This window comes from Pseudomonas fluorescens (genome assembly GCF_902498065.1).
Taxonomy (GTDB): domain Bacteria; phylum Pseudomonadota; class Gammaproteobacteria; order Pseudomonadales; family Pseudomonadaceae; genus Aquipseudomonas; species Aquipseudomonas fluorescens_BJ.
The window spans coordinates 1-15,562 of record NZ_CABVIR010000005.1 but is presented as its reverse complement, the minus strand read 5'-3'; the positions used below and the strand labels follow the sequence as shown (position 1 = coordinate 15,562).

Below are 15,562 nucleotides of genomic sequence, written 5' to 3'. Positions count from 1 at the left end.
CGCGCCTCAGGCCGATTTCGCCAGTGGCTGCTTGGCTCGGGCCAGTGCGAGGTTGAGACGTTTGAGCAGGGCATTCGGCGCCTCGTTGACCGCCATGACCACGGCGGTGCTGGCCGACAGGTGTACGCGCTCGCCATGCTGTCGGGTTTTGTGCGCCAAGCCTTGCACCGCTTGTTGCAGCTCCAGCGCCAGCAACCGTGCCTGGCTTTCGCCGGTGTTGGGCAGCAGCACCACGAAACGGTCGCCGGCCAGCCGGCAGAGCAAATCCTGGCGCCGCAGATTGAGCAGCAGCAAATGACTCAGCGCCTGCAACACCGCGTCGCCCTCAGCATGCCCGAACGTCTGATTGATGGCGGTGAAATTGTCGACGTCCAGCGCCAGCAATGACAACGGCTGCTGTTGTCGCCGACTTTCTTCAAGGCTGACGGTCAACTGACGCTTGAGGTAGTCGGCACCGCCCAATGGCGTGAGCTTGTCGAACAGCCGGTGTTCGCGAAAGAGCTTTTCGCGTTTCTCCATTTGTGCGCTGATCGCCAGTTGCTCGCGGTGCCAGTGATAGATGCCGATAGTCAGCAGAATCAAGCCCACCGGCATCGGACCGGACTCCAGCCAGTGGTCCCAGGTGATGCTGTCGGGCAGGCGGATGAACTCGTCGAGGCTGTCGATCCACCAGGAGAAAAAGATCCCGCTCAAACCGAGCGCGAGGTAATTGGTGACGCGCCCGGCCGGGCGGCTCTTGAGCACCAGTCCCAGCCAGACCAATGCCAACAGCGCGGAACCGCCTTCGCCGATGATGTCCAGCCAGACCCATTCGCTGACGCTTTTCAACTCGCCACAAGCCAAGTGCAGCAGCAATCCCGCGTTCGCCGCCAACAGCAGCAGGGCGAGTTTCCAACGATGGGGTTTGAGCACTGAGAACATGGCCGGAATCCTTTGGCGAAGAGGCAATGCGCGTCAGCACACCAGATGTTTGTGACAGCGGGGTGACTGTGCTGAAACGCAGGTGAGGGGTCGAATCAGCTCACCCGGTCACGCCATTTTTGTAGGCGCCGGCTTGCTGGCGATCAATCTCAAACGTTTCGGCAATGTCGGGAACGCCATCGCTGGCAAACCAGCTCGAACAAGTGTTCAGCGTTGACGGGTCAAATCAGCTCAGTTTTACCCTCAAACTCCGGCAAAACCCCGGTTTACAGCACTTGCCGCCAACCCCTGTCACAGAACGGTCATCCCCCGACCCTAGCGTGCCCTCCCAGTTGCCGGGCGACTTGCCTGGCGTTATCGGACTCTTGGGGGAGGACCATCATGTACCAGCGCAGCAGCACCGCCGGGCTCGTCAGCTTCACGCTCACCGCATTGGCCATGGCGATGGCCAGCGAGCGCCTGAGCGCCGCCGAAACCGCAGCGAACACCGAGCACGTCGAAGTGGTGGGGCAGGCGGCGAGCATCGACCAGGCACTCAAGGAACAACGCAATTCCGACAGCATCAAGAGCGTGGTACATGCCGACGGCGTGGCGCAACTGCCGGACGAAAACGTGGCCGAAGCGGTGCAGCGATTGCCGGGGATCAGCGTCGAGCGAGATCAGGGTGAAGGGCGGTTCGTCAGCGTGCGCGGTCTGGGGCCGGACCTCAACAGCGTGACCATCAACGGTACGCTGGTGCCGTCGCCGGAAAGCGAACGCCGCGCCGTCGCCCTCGACGTGTTGCCTTCGGAGCTGGTGCAGTCACTGTCGGTGATCAAGACCCTGACCCCGGACATGGACGCCAACTCCCTGGGCGGCACCGTCGATGTGAAAAGCCTCTCGGCATTCGATCACCATGGCCTGTTCTACACCGGCAGCAGCGAAGCCAGTTACGACAAGAACTCCCACCAGACCAGCCCGAAGTTTTCCGGCGCCATCAGTGACCGTTTCAGCCTCGGCGACGGCATCGACAACTTCGGTGTCGCCGCCGCACTGAGCTGGCAGAAGCGCGACTTCGGTTCCGACAACGTCGAAACCGGCGGTGCCTGGGATTTCGCGCAGGGCGCCAAACTTGAGGAGTTCGAACAGCGTGATTACGACATCAGCCGCGAACGCGCCGGCGGCGGCCTGAACTTCGATTACAAACCCGATGACCTCAGCAGCTATTACCTGCGCACGCTCTACAGCCGCTACAAGGACAGCGAAACGCGCAACTCTACCAGCCTCGAATTCGCCGATCCGCAGGCCGCGGGTGAGTTGGGTGATGCCGAAGGTTCGCGCAAGCTCAAGCAACGTGAAGAGACCCAGGAAATCCAGTCCTATGTGTTCGGCGGCGAGCGCATGTTCGGTCTCTGGACGCTCAGCGGCCAGGCCGGTTACAGCCGCTCCAGCGAAGACAGCCCCGGCCACATCGCCAACGCGGCGTTCACCGGCATTGACGATTTCGCCAACACCGGCTTCTACGACAATGACAAACCCCGGCCGATCATCGGCCAGGCCTTCTATGACCCGAACAACTTCAGCCTCGACAAAGTCGACTGGGAAAAACAGAAAACCACCGACACCGAGAAAAACCTGCGCCTGGACCTCGCCCGCGACTACGACTTCAAAGGCTATGCGTCTCAGGTCAAATTCGGCGGCAAGGTCAGCCGGCGCAACAAGGACAACGATCTCGACGCCTGGGTCTATGAAGACTTCGACGATCTGGGGTTCAGTGACGAGCAGCTCAACCTGACGAAATTCAAGAAGGGTAACGTCGACTACCGTCTGGGCCAGTTCGGTCCGGGCATCAGTGGCAGCGCGATCAAGCAGTTGATCGGCGGCCTGAATCAGGCGGACTTCTACGACGAGGCCGAATCGCGGGTCAACGACTTCAAGATCAGCGAAGACATCAACGCCGGCTACCTGATGAACACGATCGATATCGACGACTGGCGCTTCATCGCCGGCCTGCGCTACGAGGGCACCGAGTTCGAAGCCAGGGGCACCGGCGTGACGGATGGCGCGTTCGAGTCCACCGAGACCAAACGCCGTTATCACCATTGGCTGCCGGGGCTGCATGCACGCTATCAACTGGGCAAGAACACCCAGGTGCGCGCGGCCTGGACCAAATCCGTGGTGCGCCCGACCTTCGGCCAATTGGCGCCGGGGTTTGTCATCGACGATGACGAGGCCACCTTCGGCAACCCGGACCTCAAACCGCTGGAATCGAGCAACCTCGACCTCGGCATCGAGCACTACATGGGGCGCGCCGGTACCGTCTCGGCGTTCGTGTTCTACAAGGACATCCAGAACTTCGTCTACAACACCGACCTGGCCGGCACCGGTGCGTGGGTCGATTTCACCGAGGCTCACACCTTCGCCAACGGCGACAGCGCCAAACTCTATGGCCTGGAACTGGCGTACTCACAGAAATTCGACTGGCTGCCGGCGCCCTGGAACGGCCTGCTGATTGGCGCCAATACCACCTTCAGTCGTTCCGATGCCGAGATCAAAGGCTTCGACTCCGCCAGTGGCGTCAACCGCAAACGCAGCATCGATTTGCCCAACCAGTCCGACACGGTCGGCAACCTGATGCTCGGCTGGGAAGACGACAAGCTGAGCCTGCGTCTGTCGGCCAACTACAAATCGGATTACCTCTATGAGCTGGCCTCGATCAACGACAAGGCCCACGACCTCCACGTCGATGCCCAGACCTTTATCGACTTCAGCGCCCGTTACTCGCTGACCAAGAACCTGCAGGTCAGCTTCGAGGCGCAGAACCTCACCGACGAGCCGTATTTCGTCTACACCGGCCACCGATCCTATAACGGCCAGTACGAAGAATACGGCCCGACCTACAAGCTCGGCCTGACCTTCACCCATTTCTAAACCCATGCCCATCGCTTCTGTAGGAGCCGGCTCGCCGGTGATGGCCGTCGCACGATTTCACGACAAGGACTTTCATGAGTATTTCGTTTCCATCCAAGCACCACTGGCTGGCCGTACTGATCAGCCTGGCCGCCGGCCCGGTACTGGCGGCTGCGCCAAGCCTGACCCTGACACCCTGGGCAGCCAATCTGTCGGTCGATGCCGTGGCGTTTCTGCCGGGTACCCAAGGCACCGAACGCCTGGCTGCCAGCGAGCGTGACGGCTTGCTGCAACTCGATGCACAAGGCCAGGAGCTGGCGCGTTTGAAGGGATCGTTCAGTGGCGTCGACAGTCGCGTCGCCGGCCAACAGATACTGGTCGCCAGCCTCGATAACAGTCGTCAGCAAGCGCTGCTGGTCAGCCTTGATCCGGGCAAGCGCATGTGGGGTCAGCCGGTGTATCTGCCGACGCGGGATTACCCGGTCAACGGTCTGTGCCTGTATCGCGACGAAGCCAGCAACCTGTTCCTGTTTCTGGTGGGCGAGGAGGGCAAGGGCGAGCAATGGCTGGTGGGCAACGGCGCAGCGCTGAACCCGCAACCACAACGGGTACGCGGTGTGCCGCTGCCACCTTCGGCCACGGATTGTCAGGTCGATGACGGCGCCAATCAGTTGGTGGTCAACGAGGAAAACGTCGGTTGGTGGGCGTATCCGGCGCATCCCGAAGGGGATGTCACGCGCAGCCCGGTGGCGATGCGCGAACCGTTCGGCGCGATCAAGAAAACCGCAGGCGCCATGGCATTGCTGCCGGGTGGCATCGTTGCGCTGGATCCGAAAGCGGCGCAGCTGCATGTCTATCAACAACAAGGCGAACGCTGGACGGCTGAGGGCAGTGTGGCGCTGTCAGGTTTGAAGGAGCCGGAAAACCTTGCCCTGCGCCAGACCGATAAAGGCCTGCAAATCCTGCTGCGCGACGATGACGACGGTCGTCTGTATCAGGGCGAACTGAACTGGCAGCCGACGGCGGTGCCCTTGGCGCCAGTGCTGGCGAACGTAAAAGCGCTCAGCCAGAGCGACCCGGTGGGGCGTCAGGGCGATGCGGCAGACGATCCGGCGATCTGGATTCATCCGCAGCAACCCTCTTTGAGTCGCGTACTCGGCACCAACAAAAAGCAGGGATTGCTGGCGTATGACCTGCAAGGCAAGTTGTTGCAGGAGTTGCCGGTCGGGCGCCTGAACAACGTCGACCTGCGGCCGAATTTCAAACTTGGCGCACACACCGTCGACCTCGCTGTCGCCAGCAACCGCGATCGCAACAGCCTCAGCCTGTTCAGCATCGACCGCCAGAGCGGCGAGCTGCGTGAAGCCGGCGAGATCCCCACGCCGCTCAAGGAAATCTACGGCATCTGCCTGTTTCAGCCAGCGAGTGGCGAGCTCTACGCAATCGCCAATGGCAAGGACGGAACGTTCCTGCAATACCGCCTGAGCGCGCCGAACGGCAGTGTGCAAGGTGAGCTGGTGCGCCAGTTCAAGGTCGACAGCCAGCCAGAAGGTTGCGTGGCCGATGACCAGCGCCAGCGACTGTTTCTCGGTGAAGAAGATGTCGGCGTGTGGGCGGTGGATGCCCGCGCCGATCAACCGGCGACATTGACCAGCGTGATCAAGGTCGGGTCGCAACTGCATGCCGATGTTGAAGGTCTGGCGCTGTACCAAAGCGCGGCGCGTGACTATCTGGTGATCTCAAGTCAAGGCAACGACAGTTACCTGGTGCTGGACGCCGAGCCACCGTTCGCCTCGCGTGGCGCCTTTCGCGTCGGTCTGAACGCGGCACTGGGCATCGATGGCGCGTCGGAAACCGATGGCCTGGAAGTCACCTCGGTGAACCTCGGCGGACCCTGGAGCCAAGGCTTGCTGGTGGTGCAGGACGGCCGCAAACGCATGCCCGAGCAGACGCAAAACTTCAAGTTCGTGCCCTGGGCGCAGGTCACTCAAGCCCTGAATCTGCCCTGAACCGGCCTGTCATCAACGTGTCATCCCACTTTCATCCAATAGCTCGGCAGCCGTCGCGCATCGACGGCCCGAGTGCTTCAGATAAGGAGTTTCACCATGCAGGCCACGCTCGAACACATGACAATCTGGGGGCTGATCAGCGACGCCAGTTTGTTGGTCAAGGCGGTCATGCTCACCCTGTTGCTGGCCTCGTTGCTCAGTTGGTACCTGATCATCCAGCGCGGTCGCTTGTTACAGCAGCGCGAACGGCAGATGAATGCCTTTGTGCAGCGCTTTCGCGGCGCTTCGGACCTGCTGCCGCTGTATCGGGAAACGGCTCATAACGAGAGCGGCGTGGAGCCGATTTTTCATGCAGGGCTTCACGAGTTCAATCATCTCAACCAGCATCCGGGCAACGCCGCCGACGTGGTGCTCGAAGGGGTGGAGCGTGCGCTCTATGTGGCGATCAGCGAGCAGGAAGTGCAGCTGGAGAAAGGCTTGCAGTTCCTCGCGACGGTCGGCTCGGTCAGCCCTTACATCGGCCTGTTCGGCACGGTGTGGGGGATCATGAATTCCTTCCTCGGCCTGTCCCAGGTGCAGCAAGCCACGCTGTCGACCGTGGCGCCAGGCATCGCCGAGGCGCTGATCGCCACGGCCATCGGCCTGTTTGCGGCGATTCCGGCGGTGATTGCCTATAACCGCTTTTCCTCCCGCAGCCAGACGTTGCTCACTCGCTATTACGCCTTCGGCAATGAGCTGCAAGTGCGCCTGCATCGCACGCTGCACGGCACACCGATGAACCTGGCCGTCGCCGCCTGAGAGGAGCGTGAACATGCTGATCAAACCGCAACGCAAGCACGGACCCAAAGCCGAAATGAACGTGGTGCCGTACATCGACGTGATGTTGGTGCTGCTGGTGATTTTCATGGTCACCGCGCCGATGCTCACCCAAGGCGTGAAGATCGAGCTGCCCAAGGTCGCCAGTGAAGCCCTGGCCTCTGACAGCCGTCAGCAGATTCTCACGCTGTCGGTGAAGGCCGAGGGCGGTTACTACTGGAACCTTGGTGGTGAACTCGACACTCAACACCAGACTGACAGCGCTGTGACCCTCGACGACATGCGCGTGAAGGTGGCGAACATCGTCGCCGAGCGCCACGACACCCAGGTTTACATCCGAGCCGACAAGGATGCCGGTTACGGCAGCGTCGTCGCGGCCATGGCGGCGTTGCAGCAGGGCGGCGTCAGTCATCTCGGGCTGGTGACCGAGGCCCCGCAATGACGGCGATGATCATGCATAGCCCAGCGATGACGTTGCCGCGCAGTGTCCGCAGTGGGTTCTGGCAAAACAGTCTGGCGGCGAGCCTCGCGGTGGCGTTGCATGTCATCGTTCTGGCGCTGCTGGTGCATGGCTGGTCACCGGAACAACCACGCGTCGAATCGCCGGCCGTATTGAAGACCCAACTGGTGATGTTGCCTGCGGCATTGCCGCCCGTGGCACCGGAACCGGCGTTGGTCGAGCCGGCACCGGCCGAACCGGTTGTCGCAGCCCCGGCCAAACCTGCCGTCGACCCACACATCCAGGCACAAAAACTCGAGCAGGCGGCGTTGGCGCGTAAACGGGTCGAAGACAAAAAGCGTGACCTTCAGGCCGAGCAACAACGCCAGCGTCTTGAATCGGAAAAGCGCGCCCGCGGAGCGGAACAACTACGCGTCGCCGAGCAACAGGCACAACAAGCCGAACAAGCACGCCTGAACGCAGACCGCGCCCGTCAGCAAGCGGCACAGGCCGCTGCCAACAGCCGCCAGTATTTGCCGTTGAGCAAGGAAGCGCCGGATTACCCGCAACGGGCGCTGGACAAGAACATCGAAGGCGATTGCACCGTGGAATATACGGTCAACCCACAGGGCAAAGTCGAAAACCCAAGAGTGCTCGACGGTTGCCATCCACTGTTCATGCGTCCGTCTCTGATCGCTGCCAACACCTTTCGTTACCAGCCGAAAGTCGTTGAGGGTCAGGCGGTATCGGTGCCGGCGGTGCGCAATACCTTTCATTATCGGATCAAGTGATTCGATCAGTGGCCGTGACGAGGGCGCACGCCCTCGCCGCAGGGCAGCGATTACTCGACCGGATCGAGTTGATCCAGCGCCCGGTTCACGTTCAGTTCGCCCAGCATGATCACTTGGGCAATGCCCAGCAGGGTATTGCGACTCGGCCCGTGCGTTCGGTCCGCCAGATCCATGGTCATGACATGGGCTGAGGCCAGTGACTCGCAAGCGTGTCCTAACAGGTCTTCGGTGTTGATGTGTGGATCGAGGGTGTACATCGTGCTCGGTGTGCGTGGGGTGGCACGGATGTCGGCATGGGAGGGGATGCGTTCCGAGGTTTCGTCGGGTTTTTCCGGGCTGAGATTTTCGGAGGGGGATGTCGGATCGGTTTCCGGCGGGTTGGGTGTTGGCTTAGGCATAGATGGATCTCCAGTACTTTCTGAATGGAGCCATCACTCTCGCTACCAAACGAGGGGTGGTGGCCATGCACAGGTTGGTAGACCGGAGTACTGGAACCGGCGCCTTCGAAAAGGCCCTGCGCACGACCACCATAAAAGCCACGACCTTGAAAGGGCGTCAGCATAATGGAGCGTTGTACGCAGTACTCCGGGCTACCAAACCCGATCACTGTTTTTCAGCGACCGACCAACGATAGAACCCGGGCCCAAGGCGCACAAGCCGGCGGATTCTGGCGTACCCGTAGGCAATGACGCAAGGCGCTGTAGCTTTCGCGAAGTTACCGGCGAGGCTTTTAAACACGGGCGTGTTTAACAGATCGAATCGATATCCAGCGTGTACGGCGCGCCGATAGTGCGCCCATAGATTGAACTCATCAGCGCGTCCCCCTCAGGGTCCTCCGGCGCCATGGCGAACGGGTCTTTAACCTTGTTCTCAGGATGAGCCAGCCAGCGCGCCACGTTAGCCTTCAGTTGCTCAGGCTGTTCCAGCAGCGACCCGTAAAGCGCGTGTGCGGTCACCCTCTCTTCACGCACGCGTTTCAAGCGATCGACTGTGATTGCAATCCTGTTTTTTTCCAGGCCGAGTGCTCGGATGTTGTCCTCCTGGGTGCGCACGTAAGCCTCCGAACGCGCCGTTAAACTACGTTCTATTTCACGCAACTGTGTGGTGATTCGTGCCAGCGAATTCGCGACCCGATCAAACTCAAGATCCGTCACCCGCGAACGCTTTTTCTCGTGCGCTTGCTGCCACCGCAACAGAACCGCCCAACACGCCGGAACATATCCGCCGGCCATTAAATGATTTCCGGCCTGGAAGATCTGTGCCAGTAATGGCGGCCGATGGGGCAAGCCGTTTTTCTGCTGAATCGCCAAGCTGCAAGCCGCATGTTGGGTGATGGTGTCGCAGCCGGGTTCCCACAGGATCGCGGACTTTATCCCACGCTCAAATTCCACAGGCATGAAATGCCGTAACGAACCATGGTGATCGTACGGCTCGCCCGTCCAGTTCGTGATGCCCGCAAAAAACACCGACAACCCGAGCGGCACGTTGACAAACGTCAACGCCAACCCCGTTCCAAAAACATCGGCCTTGGTGTCCATCCAAGTCCCCGGCACGCTCGGCACCGGGTCGTTGTGGTTGACGATGCGGTGATGCACCAGGCCCTTCGCGCCGGCGACGAAATTGGCATCGCCTGCGCGGGGTGCGCCGTAGGTGTAGAGCTGGATGGAGTAACCCTCAGTTCTGCGACGCAGCATTTCCGAGAGGATCAATGCGACCGCGCCACCGAGGCTGTGGCCGCAGATCAGGAGTTTTTGACCGGAGTAGAATTTATCCAGGTATTTCACGACGAAGTCGTAAGCTTTTTGCGCAGATTCGTAAAAGCCGCGATGGACTTTGCTGTCAGTGTCTTCAAACGGAACTTGGGAGGCATCAACATCGCGCAGGCCATCCGCCCAAAGTTCGGATGTGCCGCGTACGGCAATCAGGATCAGTTCGTCGTTGTGGGTGATGAACGCTTGAGTATCAGTCGTTTTCGCTCCTTGCTTTCTGTCATCGAGAAAGTGAACTTTCGCAGGGTTTTCCTGATTGTCTTTCCGATCAGGTTTGTTGACAACGTAAAGGTTTGGATCGAATGGCACGATTTCCAGACGCTTGGAGTACGGCACATCCTCATACAGCGGGTAGAAGGCATTGGTCTGCGCTGCATCGACACGCCATAGCTCATCAGACTTTGCCAATGCATCGCCGAACCAGTTTCCAACGCTGGGTTGGAGAGGGAATGACACTGGACCTGTTTCGATGGGGCGTTTTTCCGGTTTCATGCCAAACGGGCAGTAGCTCAGTGTAGCCATCAGGGCGAGTTGATAGAGATTCAGGGCACAGAACTCGGGACTCGTAGACAGCATAGGGCGTAAAGCCCGAAGAGGGCGCACTTCCAGGATTGTGTGTTTCTTTGGCATCAGGGCAACGCCTAGCTTGCGATGCTCGCCCATGATTTTCGACGTTCCCGTACTGTGGGGGTAATGGCGATAAACCTCGGGGGGTAAGTGTGTGGCATGCTTAACCAGATGACGCACTTCTACTTGGAGGAATGTGTCAGCACAGGCTTGTGCGGGATTATTTTTGGTGCGGGTTGAATTCTTGTTCAGATAGCGGGTTTGCTCCGCACGTACTTGAAGTTCGGTAATTTCGAGAGGGTAATGCGGGCGCTCTTTAGCTCGCACGTATACCGTTTCCTGTCCTTTGTATTTCTGGTCAAGAATTAACGTAACAGGCCCTGCAAAATGGTTGGTGATTTTTCCTGTACCCGCGATATCGAGATGGCCACTATATGTCTGGCCTTCCGAGTCAAAAGCGGTATAGGCCAATCCGGCATACGGTTCGCCAGAGCCAAACTCGTCGACCAACTGAAAACTGGTCCATTTAACTTGTACCGGGCAGGCGAGTACGCGACTGCTCAAGCTTGATGCCAAGTCCTTTTCCAATGACGTCATATCAATATCTCCTTAATCCGTGCAGCCGGGGTAAATGGTGCAGATGCGCCCATCCACCATTTGGAAGGTGCTGAAATCGGTGTAGTTACCGAAGCAATAGGCGTCTTGATCCTCGAAACCTTTGCCCATGCAACGCTTCCAGCCGCCGGGAACCTTGACCCATGTGTCTCCCCAACCTGGTTTTTCCTCATCCGCCAGCTTGATTTTCATCTTCACGGTCTTACCCGGCAGTTGGTCGAGGGTGTACGCCGAAAACGGATGGCCCCGGTCAAGCTCGCCATTTGCATCTGCTGACTTGCAGTCAAGAATTTTTCTGAGGATGCGAGGCTTGCCTGAGGTGCGAAACAGCCACTGACATTGACCGTGAAAGGCACTTTTCCCCGTTTCGTCGAAAGTGCTCCTGTATTCGTCTTCCACCTCATTGCGAATGACTACAGTTGCAAAATCCCCACCGAAATCGCCTCGTGCTTTTCCGTAGGAGGAATTGATTTCCAGATCAATTTTCCAGATCACCAGCGGGCAGCCACTGACTGTCCTGTACATAGCGATTTCGGAGTCCGGCGTGTAACTTTCACGCCACTTCATGTTGTACCCAACTTCCGTATTTCTTTCCCCCGGCACGGTGCAGGTTTCGCCCTTGGCGGGCACGTATACGGCGACGGCTTGGTAGGCAAAATCAGGCGGTAAGTCGGCGGTGAAGGTGAACGTATTCGGCGGGCTCTTTGCACAGCCGGTGATTAATGTGATGCAGCAACTCAATGTAGAAAATTTCAACAGCAACTTCTTCTGCGAAGAACAGAGTGGCATGTGATTAATGTCCTTATTCCGTGCAGCCGGGGTAAATGGTGCAGACGCGTCCATCCACCATTTTGAAGGTGCTGAAATCGGTGTAGTTGCCATCGCAATAAGCACGTTCGTCTTCGAAGCCTTTGCCCAGGCAACGCTTCCAGCCACCGGGCACCTTGACCCATGTGTCTCCCCAGCCAGGTTTTTCCTCATCCGCCAACTTGATCTTCATTTTCACGGTCTTGCCCGGAAGTTGATCGAGGGTGTAAGCCGAAAATGGACGGCCACGTTTAAGCTCTCCCTGTTCATCAGTTGCTTTACAGTCGAGGATTTTAACGATGCGTCGCTGAGCTCCCGCTGTGCGAAACAGCCACTGGCACTGACCGTAAAAGACACTTTCACCCGCTTCACTAAAAGTGCCTTTCGATTGCTCCTTCAATTCCTGGCGAATGACGACCATGGCGCTTTCCCTGCCGAAGTCGCCTCGATCTTTTCCATACGCCGAGTTGATCTCCAGTTCGATACGCCTAACGACCAACGGGCAGCCCTTGCGCGTTATATGAATCTCTATTTCGGAATCTGGTTTGTATTCTTTCCGCCATTGGTCATTGAAAACCGGCGCCAAGTTGTCCTTTGTTTTAACAGTGCAGGTTTCACCTTCGGCGGGTGTGTAGTAAACCGCTGCGACGTAAGCAAAATCGGGTGGTAAGTCGGCGGTGAAGGTGAATGTGTTCTGCTGCCCGGTAGAGCAACCCGCGACCAACGCCATACAACAAACCACCCCTGCAATACTCGATATCCGCTTCATATCGGCACATCCCCTCGCCAAAACCCCACCCAGTGCTGCACCCGTTCAAAGTGCTCCGTCGGGCTCTCATTCCCCCGCACCTCCCACTCCGGCGGCAACGTAAACCCCGGCGCCTGCAGGCTCTGAATCAGCAGAAATTGCAACTGCTCCGGCGCTACCCACCCCCACGCATCCGCAAGGGCCAAACGCTCACGCAACCACGTATCAGGTTCATGCTCTTCGGCGACATTGGCGTAAGCCTCAACATGCTCGGCCAACAAGTAGCGATGGGCGTTGAGCCGGCGAATTTCCGAGGCCTGCGGTTGGGGCTGGGGGATGCGCAACCAGTGTGGGTTGTTGGGTACGGGATACGTGCCGGGGGCGGGGTTGTGAGTTGTGTTCCACGTTGCGCCGTCCCAGTAGCAGAGGCTGATCGCCGGCCCAAGAAAGGCCGGATATTCTTCGGCTGGCAGATGTTTTAGCGCTCGGCTCAGCACTCGATTGTCGTGAAAGCGGTACAGCGCCTGATAGGGACGTGTCCCGACAATCAATCGTTCTTGCCAGTGATTGGCCAACCCACGCAGGGCACCTTTTTCCACGCTCGCGAGCCAGCCCCAGTTGCGCTCGGGATGATCCAGCAGGGCGTCGAGGCGTCTGTCGCCGGGCTGTTCCAGGGTGAACATAAACGGACCGGCATCGGCCAGGTTCGCGAGGGTTGTTGCGTTGTAGACGCTCAGGTATTGGTCATGTCCGCTGGACTTAAACAATAGCTGACGGGTTTCGCGCTCGTTCTGCGAGTCCAGCACCAGACACACTTCGTGGCCCGAGCGGTGCTGTTCGTTCATCCATTGACGGGGGAATGTGTTGATCATGCGGCGGCTCCTTCCGTTGGGCAGACGCCATCCCGGCAGGCTTCGCAGATCGGACAGAAGTCCGCCGCCAACGCGTTGCTTGCCGCCATCAGTGCGGGCTGGGACGAGGCGAGCATGGGCGGCAGTTCTGGTGGCACGGAAAAACCATCAATTGACCGAGGCATTGCGATCGAGGCGGCCGGTATGCGCAGGGGAGCACCACCCACCTGGAGTTCGCTGCTGCCGAAAATTCCGCCGCCGCCGACCTGTAAATGTTCACCACCGGCTTCGATCGTGATCTTCGTCCCGGCCTTCAGAATGATCAGATCGGCTTCAATGACAACCGCCCGGCCAGCGCCAAATGCCAGGGTTTGATCAACATGGGTATGGCTGTTGCCGGCAACCTGCAGGTAATCGTTGGCCTTGAGCTGTGTCTGCCGATCACCGCGGGTGGTGCGGTGTTCCGTGGCTTGCAGCACGGTAACGCTGTCGCCCTTGACGGTGGTGTGCTGCTCGTTGCCGACCTCCAGACGGCTGTCGTTTTCTATTCGTTGTTCCATGTCCCGCTGGGCGCGCAGGTAAATCAGTTCCCGGCCGGCACGGTCTTCAACGTGCAGTTCGCTGAATCCCGTGCTGTCGGGCGAGCTGCGGGAGCGGAAGACGCTGCGGGTTTTGTTGGCGGGTAATTCGTAGGGCAGCGGATTGGCGCTGTTGGTGAGGCACCCGATGATTTCGGGATGATCAGGGTCGCCGTCCTGAAAGCTGACCTGGACCTCCATGCCGACTCTCGGCAAGGCGACGCCGCCAAAGGCGTTGCCGGCCAAGAGGGAGGAGACTCGCAGCCAGCAGCTGCTTTTATCGTCGTTGCGACCTTCGCGGTCCCAGAAGAACTGCACCTTGACCCGACCGTACTCGTCACAATGGATGTCCTCGCCTGTCGGGCCGGTGACCACGGCGCTTTGAACGCCGGCAATGCGCGGTTTGTGGTGGGTTAGCGGCGAGCGGTAGATTGCGTCCCAGGGCGTGGCGAGGAACTGGTTGCGATAACCCTGAAAGCCGTTTTCAACGCCGGTGCCCGTGTAGCCCGCGTACTGTTGCAGGACTTGCGGCTGCGCCCCTTCATGCTCGATTTCAGTCAGTAGCCACAGGTCGTTCCATTCGTCATCCGGGTGTTCAGTCAGTGGCAGGAAGTGCCCGGAGAGCAGCACCGGTTGATCGCTTTTACCCCGCGCCACACGGCCCTCGGCGCCGTGACGCTCCTGCGCGCGTTGACTCAACAACTTGCCGCGATCGCGCTGGATGAAACGACCGGGGTAGTGGTAATCCTCAAGATCCGGCTGAGCTCGGGAAGTATCAGGCCTGCTCTCGGCCTCCAGTAAAATCCGTGCTTTTTTGAAATCGTAATCGCGGCGTGTGGTGCGGCTGGTGCCTGCTTGCACCTGCACGTCAAAGTGATTGATCACCGGCGTTTCGGCGACCATGCCGTTGTCGTGTTTATAGCGGGTCGGACGGTCGAGCCGGGGAAACACGGTCTGGTCGTCGCCGAACACCATGACGTGTTTTTCGCGGCTGTGCCGGAAGTGGTAGTGCAGACCTTCCTCCTGGCAGAGGCGTTCTATGAACGCTTTGTCTGACTCCTGATACTGAACGCAGTACTCGCGATCCGGATACACGCCGCCCAGGTGAAACTGGTGGAAATCACGGTGGATGCCATGGGGTTCCAGCACCTGCGCAATGATTTGCGGGACGGTCATTTGCTGGAAAATGCGGCAATTGATGCGGTGGTCCAGGTACGCCAGGCGAGGCACCAGCGTCACGCTGTAGCGGGTCAGTCCATTACCGAGACTGCCTTTGCTCACACCATGTATTTGCCCGTGAATGCCATCGCCAGCGTTATTGAAGGCGAGGAAGGCCAGTGTGTTCAGCAGGTCGTTCTGATTCAGGTCGCGCCTGTCGCTGACCAGTTCGATCTCAAAGGTGTATGGCTGGCTGATGAGTTCCTTGCCGGTGAACCCGAGCACCTGAAGGTCATGTTGAACGTCATCGATCGTGAGGCTGAAGCGGGCGTGAGGGTTTGCATTAACCATCCAGGTTTCCTTTTCCTGTGACGAGGCACAGGCTCCGGGACGTTGATGCAGCACGCGTAAATGACCTTCCTTGGCCAGATCACAACAGAACGCCCCGTAGCCGGGTTTTGTATGAGGCTACCACTTTCCCTTATACACATCCGACGCTGCCGACGAATAGAAAGGTGTCGAGTTGGTGGGTCGCTGACTAGCCCACCAAACACACAAAACTACCACACAACCAACTAAGTACCGAGAACGCACGTGAACGCTA

Annotated in this window: 12 protein-coding genes; 5 read left to right on the top strand and 7 right to left on the bottom strand. The window is 59.1% G+C overall.

Translation table 11 applies throughout. From position 1 onward, the window contains the following. Positions 1 to 6: 6 nt before the first annotated feature. The gene (locus F8N43_RS18400) at positions 7 to 921 is read right to left on the bottom strand and encodes a GGDEF domain-containing protein (RefSeq protein ID WP_150654139.1); all 915 of its coding nucleotides are present in this window, start codon (positions 919 to 921) and stop codon (positions 7 to 9) included. 381 nt (positions 922 to 1,302) lie between these two features. On the opposite strand from F8N43_RS18400, the gene F8N43_RS18395 reads away from it, so the two are divergent. From F8N43_RS18395 to F8N43_RS18375, 5 genes are all read left to right on the top strand, one after another. Then, the gene (locus F8N43_RS18395) at positions 1,303 to 3,831 is read left to right on the top strand and encodes a TonB-dependent receptor (RefSeq protein WP_150654138.1); all 2,529 of its coding nucleotides are present in this window, start codon (positions 1,303 to 1,305) and stop codon (positions 3,829 to 3,831) included. A gap of 74 nt (positions 3,832 to 3,905) precedes the next feature. Further along, complete coding sequence (locus F8N43_RS18390) at positions 3,906 to 5,819, top strand: phytase (RefSeq protein ID WP_150654137.1); 1,914 nt, start codon at positions 3,906 to 3,908, stop codon at positions 5,817 to 5,819. Between the two features lie 96 nt (positions 5,820 to 5,915). Next, on the top strand, positions 5,916 to 6,617 hold the full coding sequence (gene tolQ / locus F8N43_RS18385) for a protein TolQ (RefSeq protein WP_150637199.1): 702 nt from the start codon (positions 5,916 to 5,918) through the stop codon (positions 6,615 to 6,617). Between the two features lie 13 nt (positions 6,618 to 6,630). Then, positions 6,631 to 7,077 (top strand): protein TolR, encoded by a 447-nt coding sequence (tolR, locus tag F8N43_RS18380; protein ID WP_150632347.1) that lies wholly within the window; start codon positions 6,631 to 6,633, stop codon positions 7,075 to 7,077. Then, on the top strand, positions 7,074 to 7,865 hold the full coding sequence (locus F8N43_RS18375) for an energy transducer TonB (protein ID WP_150632348.1): 792 nt from the start codon (positions 7,074 to 7,076) through the stop codon (positions 7,863 to 7,865). The genes tolR and F8N43_RS18375 overlap by 4 nt, the downstream gene beginning before the upstream one ends. A 50-nt stretch (positions 7,866 to 7,915) precedes the next feature. Here F8N43_RS18375 and F8N43_RS18370 read toward each other — a convergent pair whose 3' ends face one another. The 6 genes from F8N43_RS18370 to F8N43_RS18345 all read right to left on the bottom strand — a co-directional run bounded on the left by F8N43_RS18370 (position 7,916) and on the right by F8N43_RS18345 (position 15,309). Further along, a complete protein-coding gene (locus F8N43_RS18370) occupies positions 7,916 to 8,263 on the bottom strand; it encodes a DUF6124 family protein (RefSeq protein ID WP_150632349.1) in 348 nt (115 codons plus the stop codon). A gap of 348 nt (positions 8,264 to 8,611) precedes the next feature. Beyond that, complete coding sequence (locus tag F8N43_RS18365; RefSeq protein ID WP_150654136.1) at positions 8,612 to 10,798, bottom strand: lipase family protein; 2,187 nt, start codon at positions 10,796 to 10,798, stop codon at positions 8,612 to 8,614. Positions 10,799 to 10,810: 12 nt separating this feature from the next. Beyond that, a complete protein-coding gene (locus F8N43_RS18360) occupies positions 10,811 to 11,605 on the bottom strand; it encodes a hypothetical protein (RefSeq protein ID WP_150654135.1) in 795 nt (264 codons plus the stop codon). A gap of 13 nt (positions 11,606 to 11,618) precedes the next feature. Continuing rightward, positions 11,619 to 12,392: a hypothetical protein gene (locus F8N43_RS18355; RefSeq protein ID WP_150634197.1), complete on the bottom strand. Its 774-nt coding sequence runs from the start codon at positions 12,390 to 12,392 to the stop codon at positions 11,619 to 11,621. Then, on the bottom strand, positions 12,389 to 13,243 hold the full coding sequence (locus tag F8N43_RS18350) for a DUF4123 domain-containing protein (RefSeq protein WP_191630142.1): 855 nt from the start codon (positions 13,241 to 13,243) through the stop codon (positions 12,389 to 12,391). The genes F8N43_RS18355 and F8N43_RS18350 overlap by 4 nt, the downstream gene beginning before the upstream one ends. Further along, positions 13,240 to 15,309, bottom strand: coding sequence for a type VI secretion system tip protein VgrG (locus F8N43_RS18345; protein ID WP_150654134.1), 2,070 nt, complete (start codon positions 15,307 to 15,309; stop codon positions 13,240 to 13,242). The genes F8N43_RS18350 and F8N43_RS18345 overlap by 4 nt, the downstream gene beginning before the upstream one ends. Positions 15,310 to 15,562: the final 253 nt, after the last annotated feature.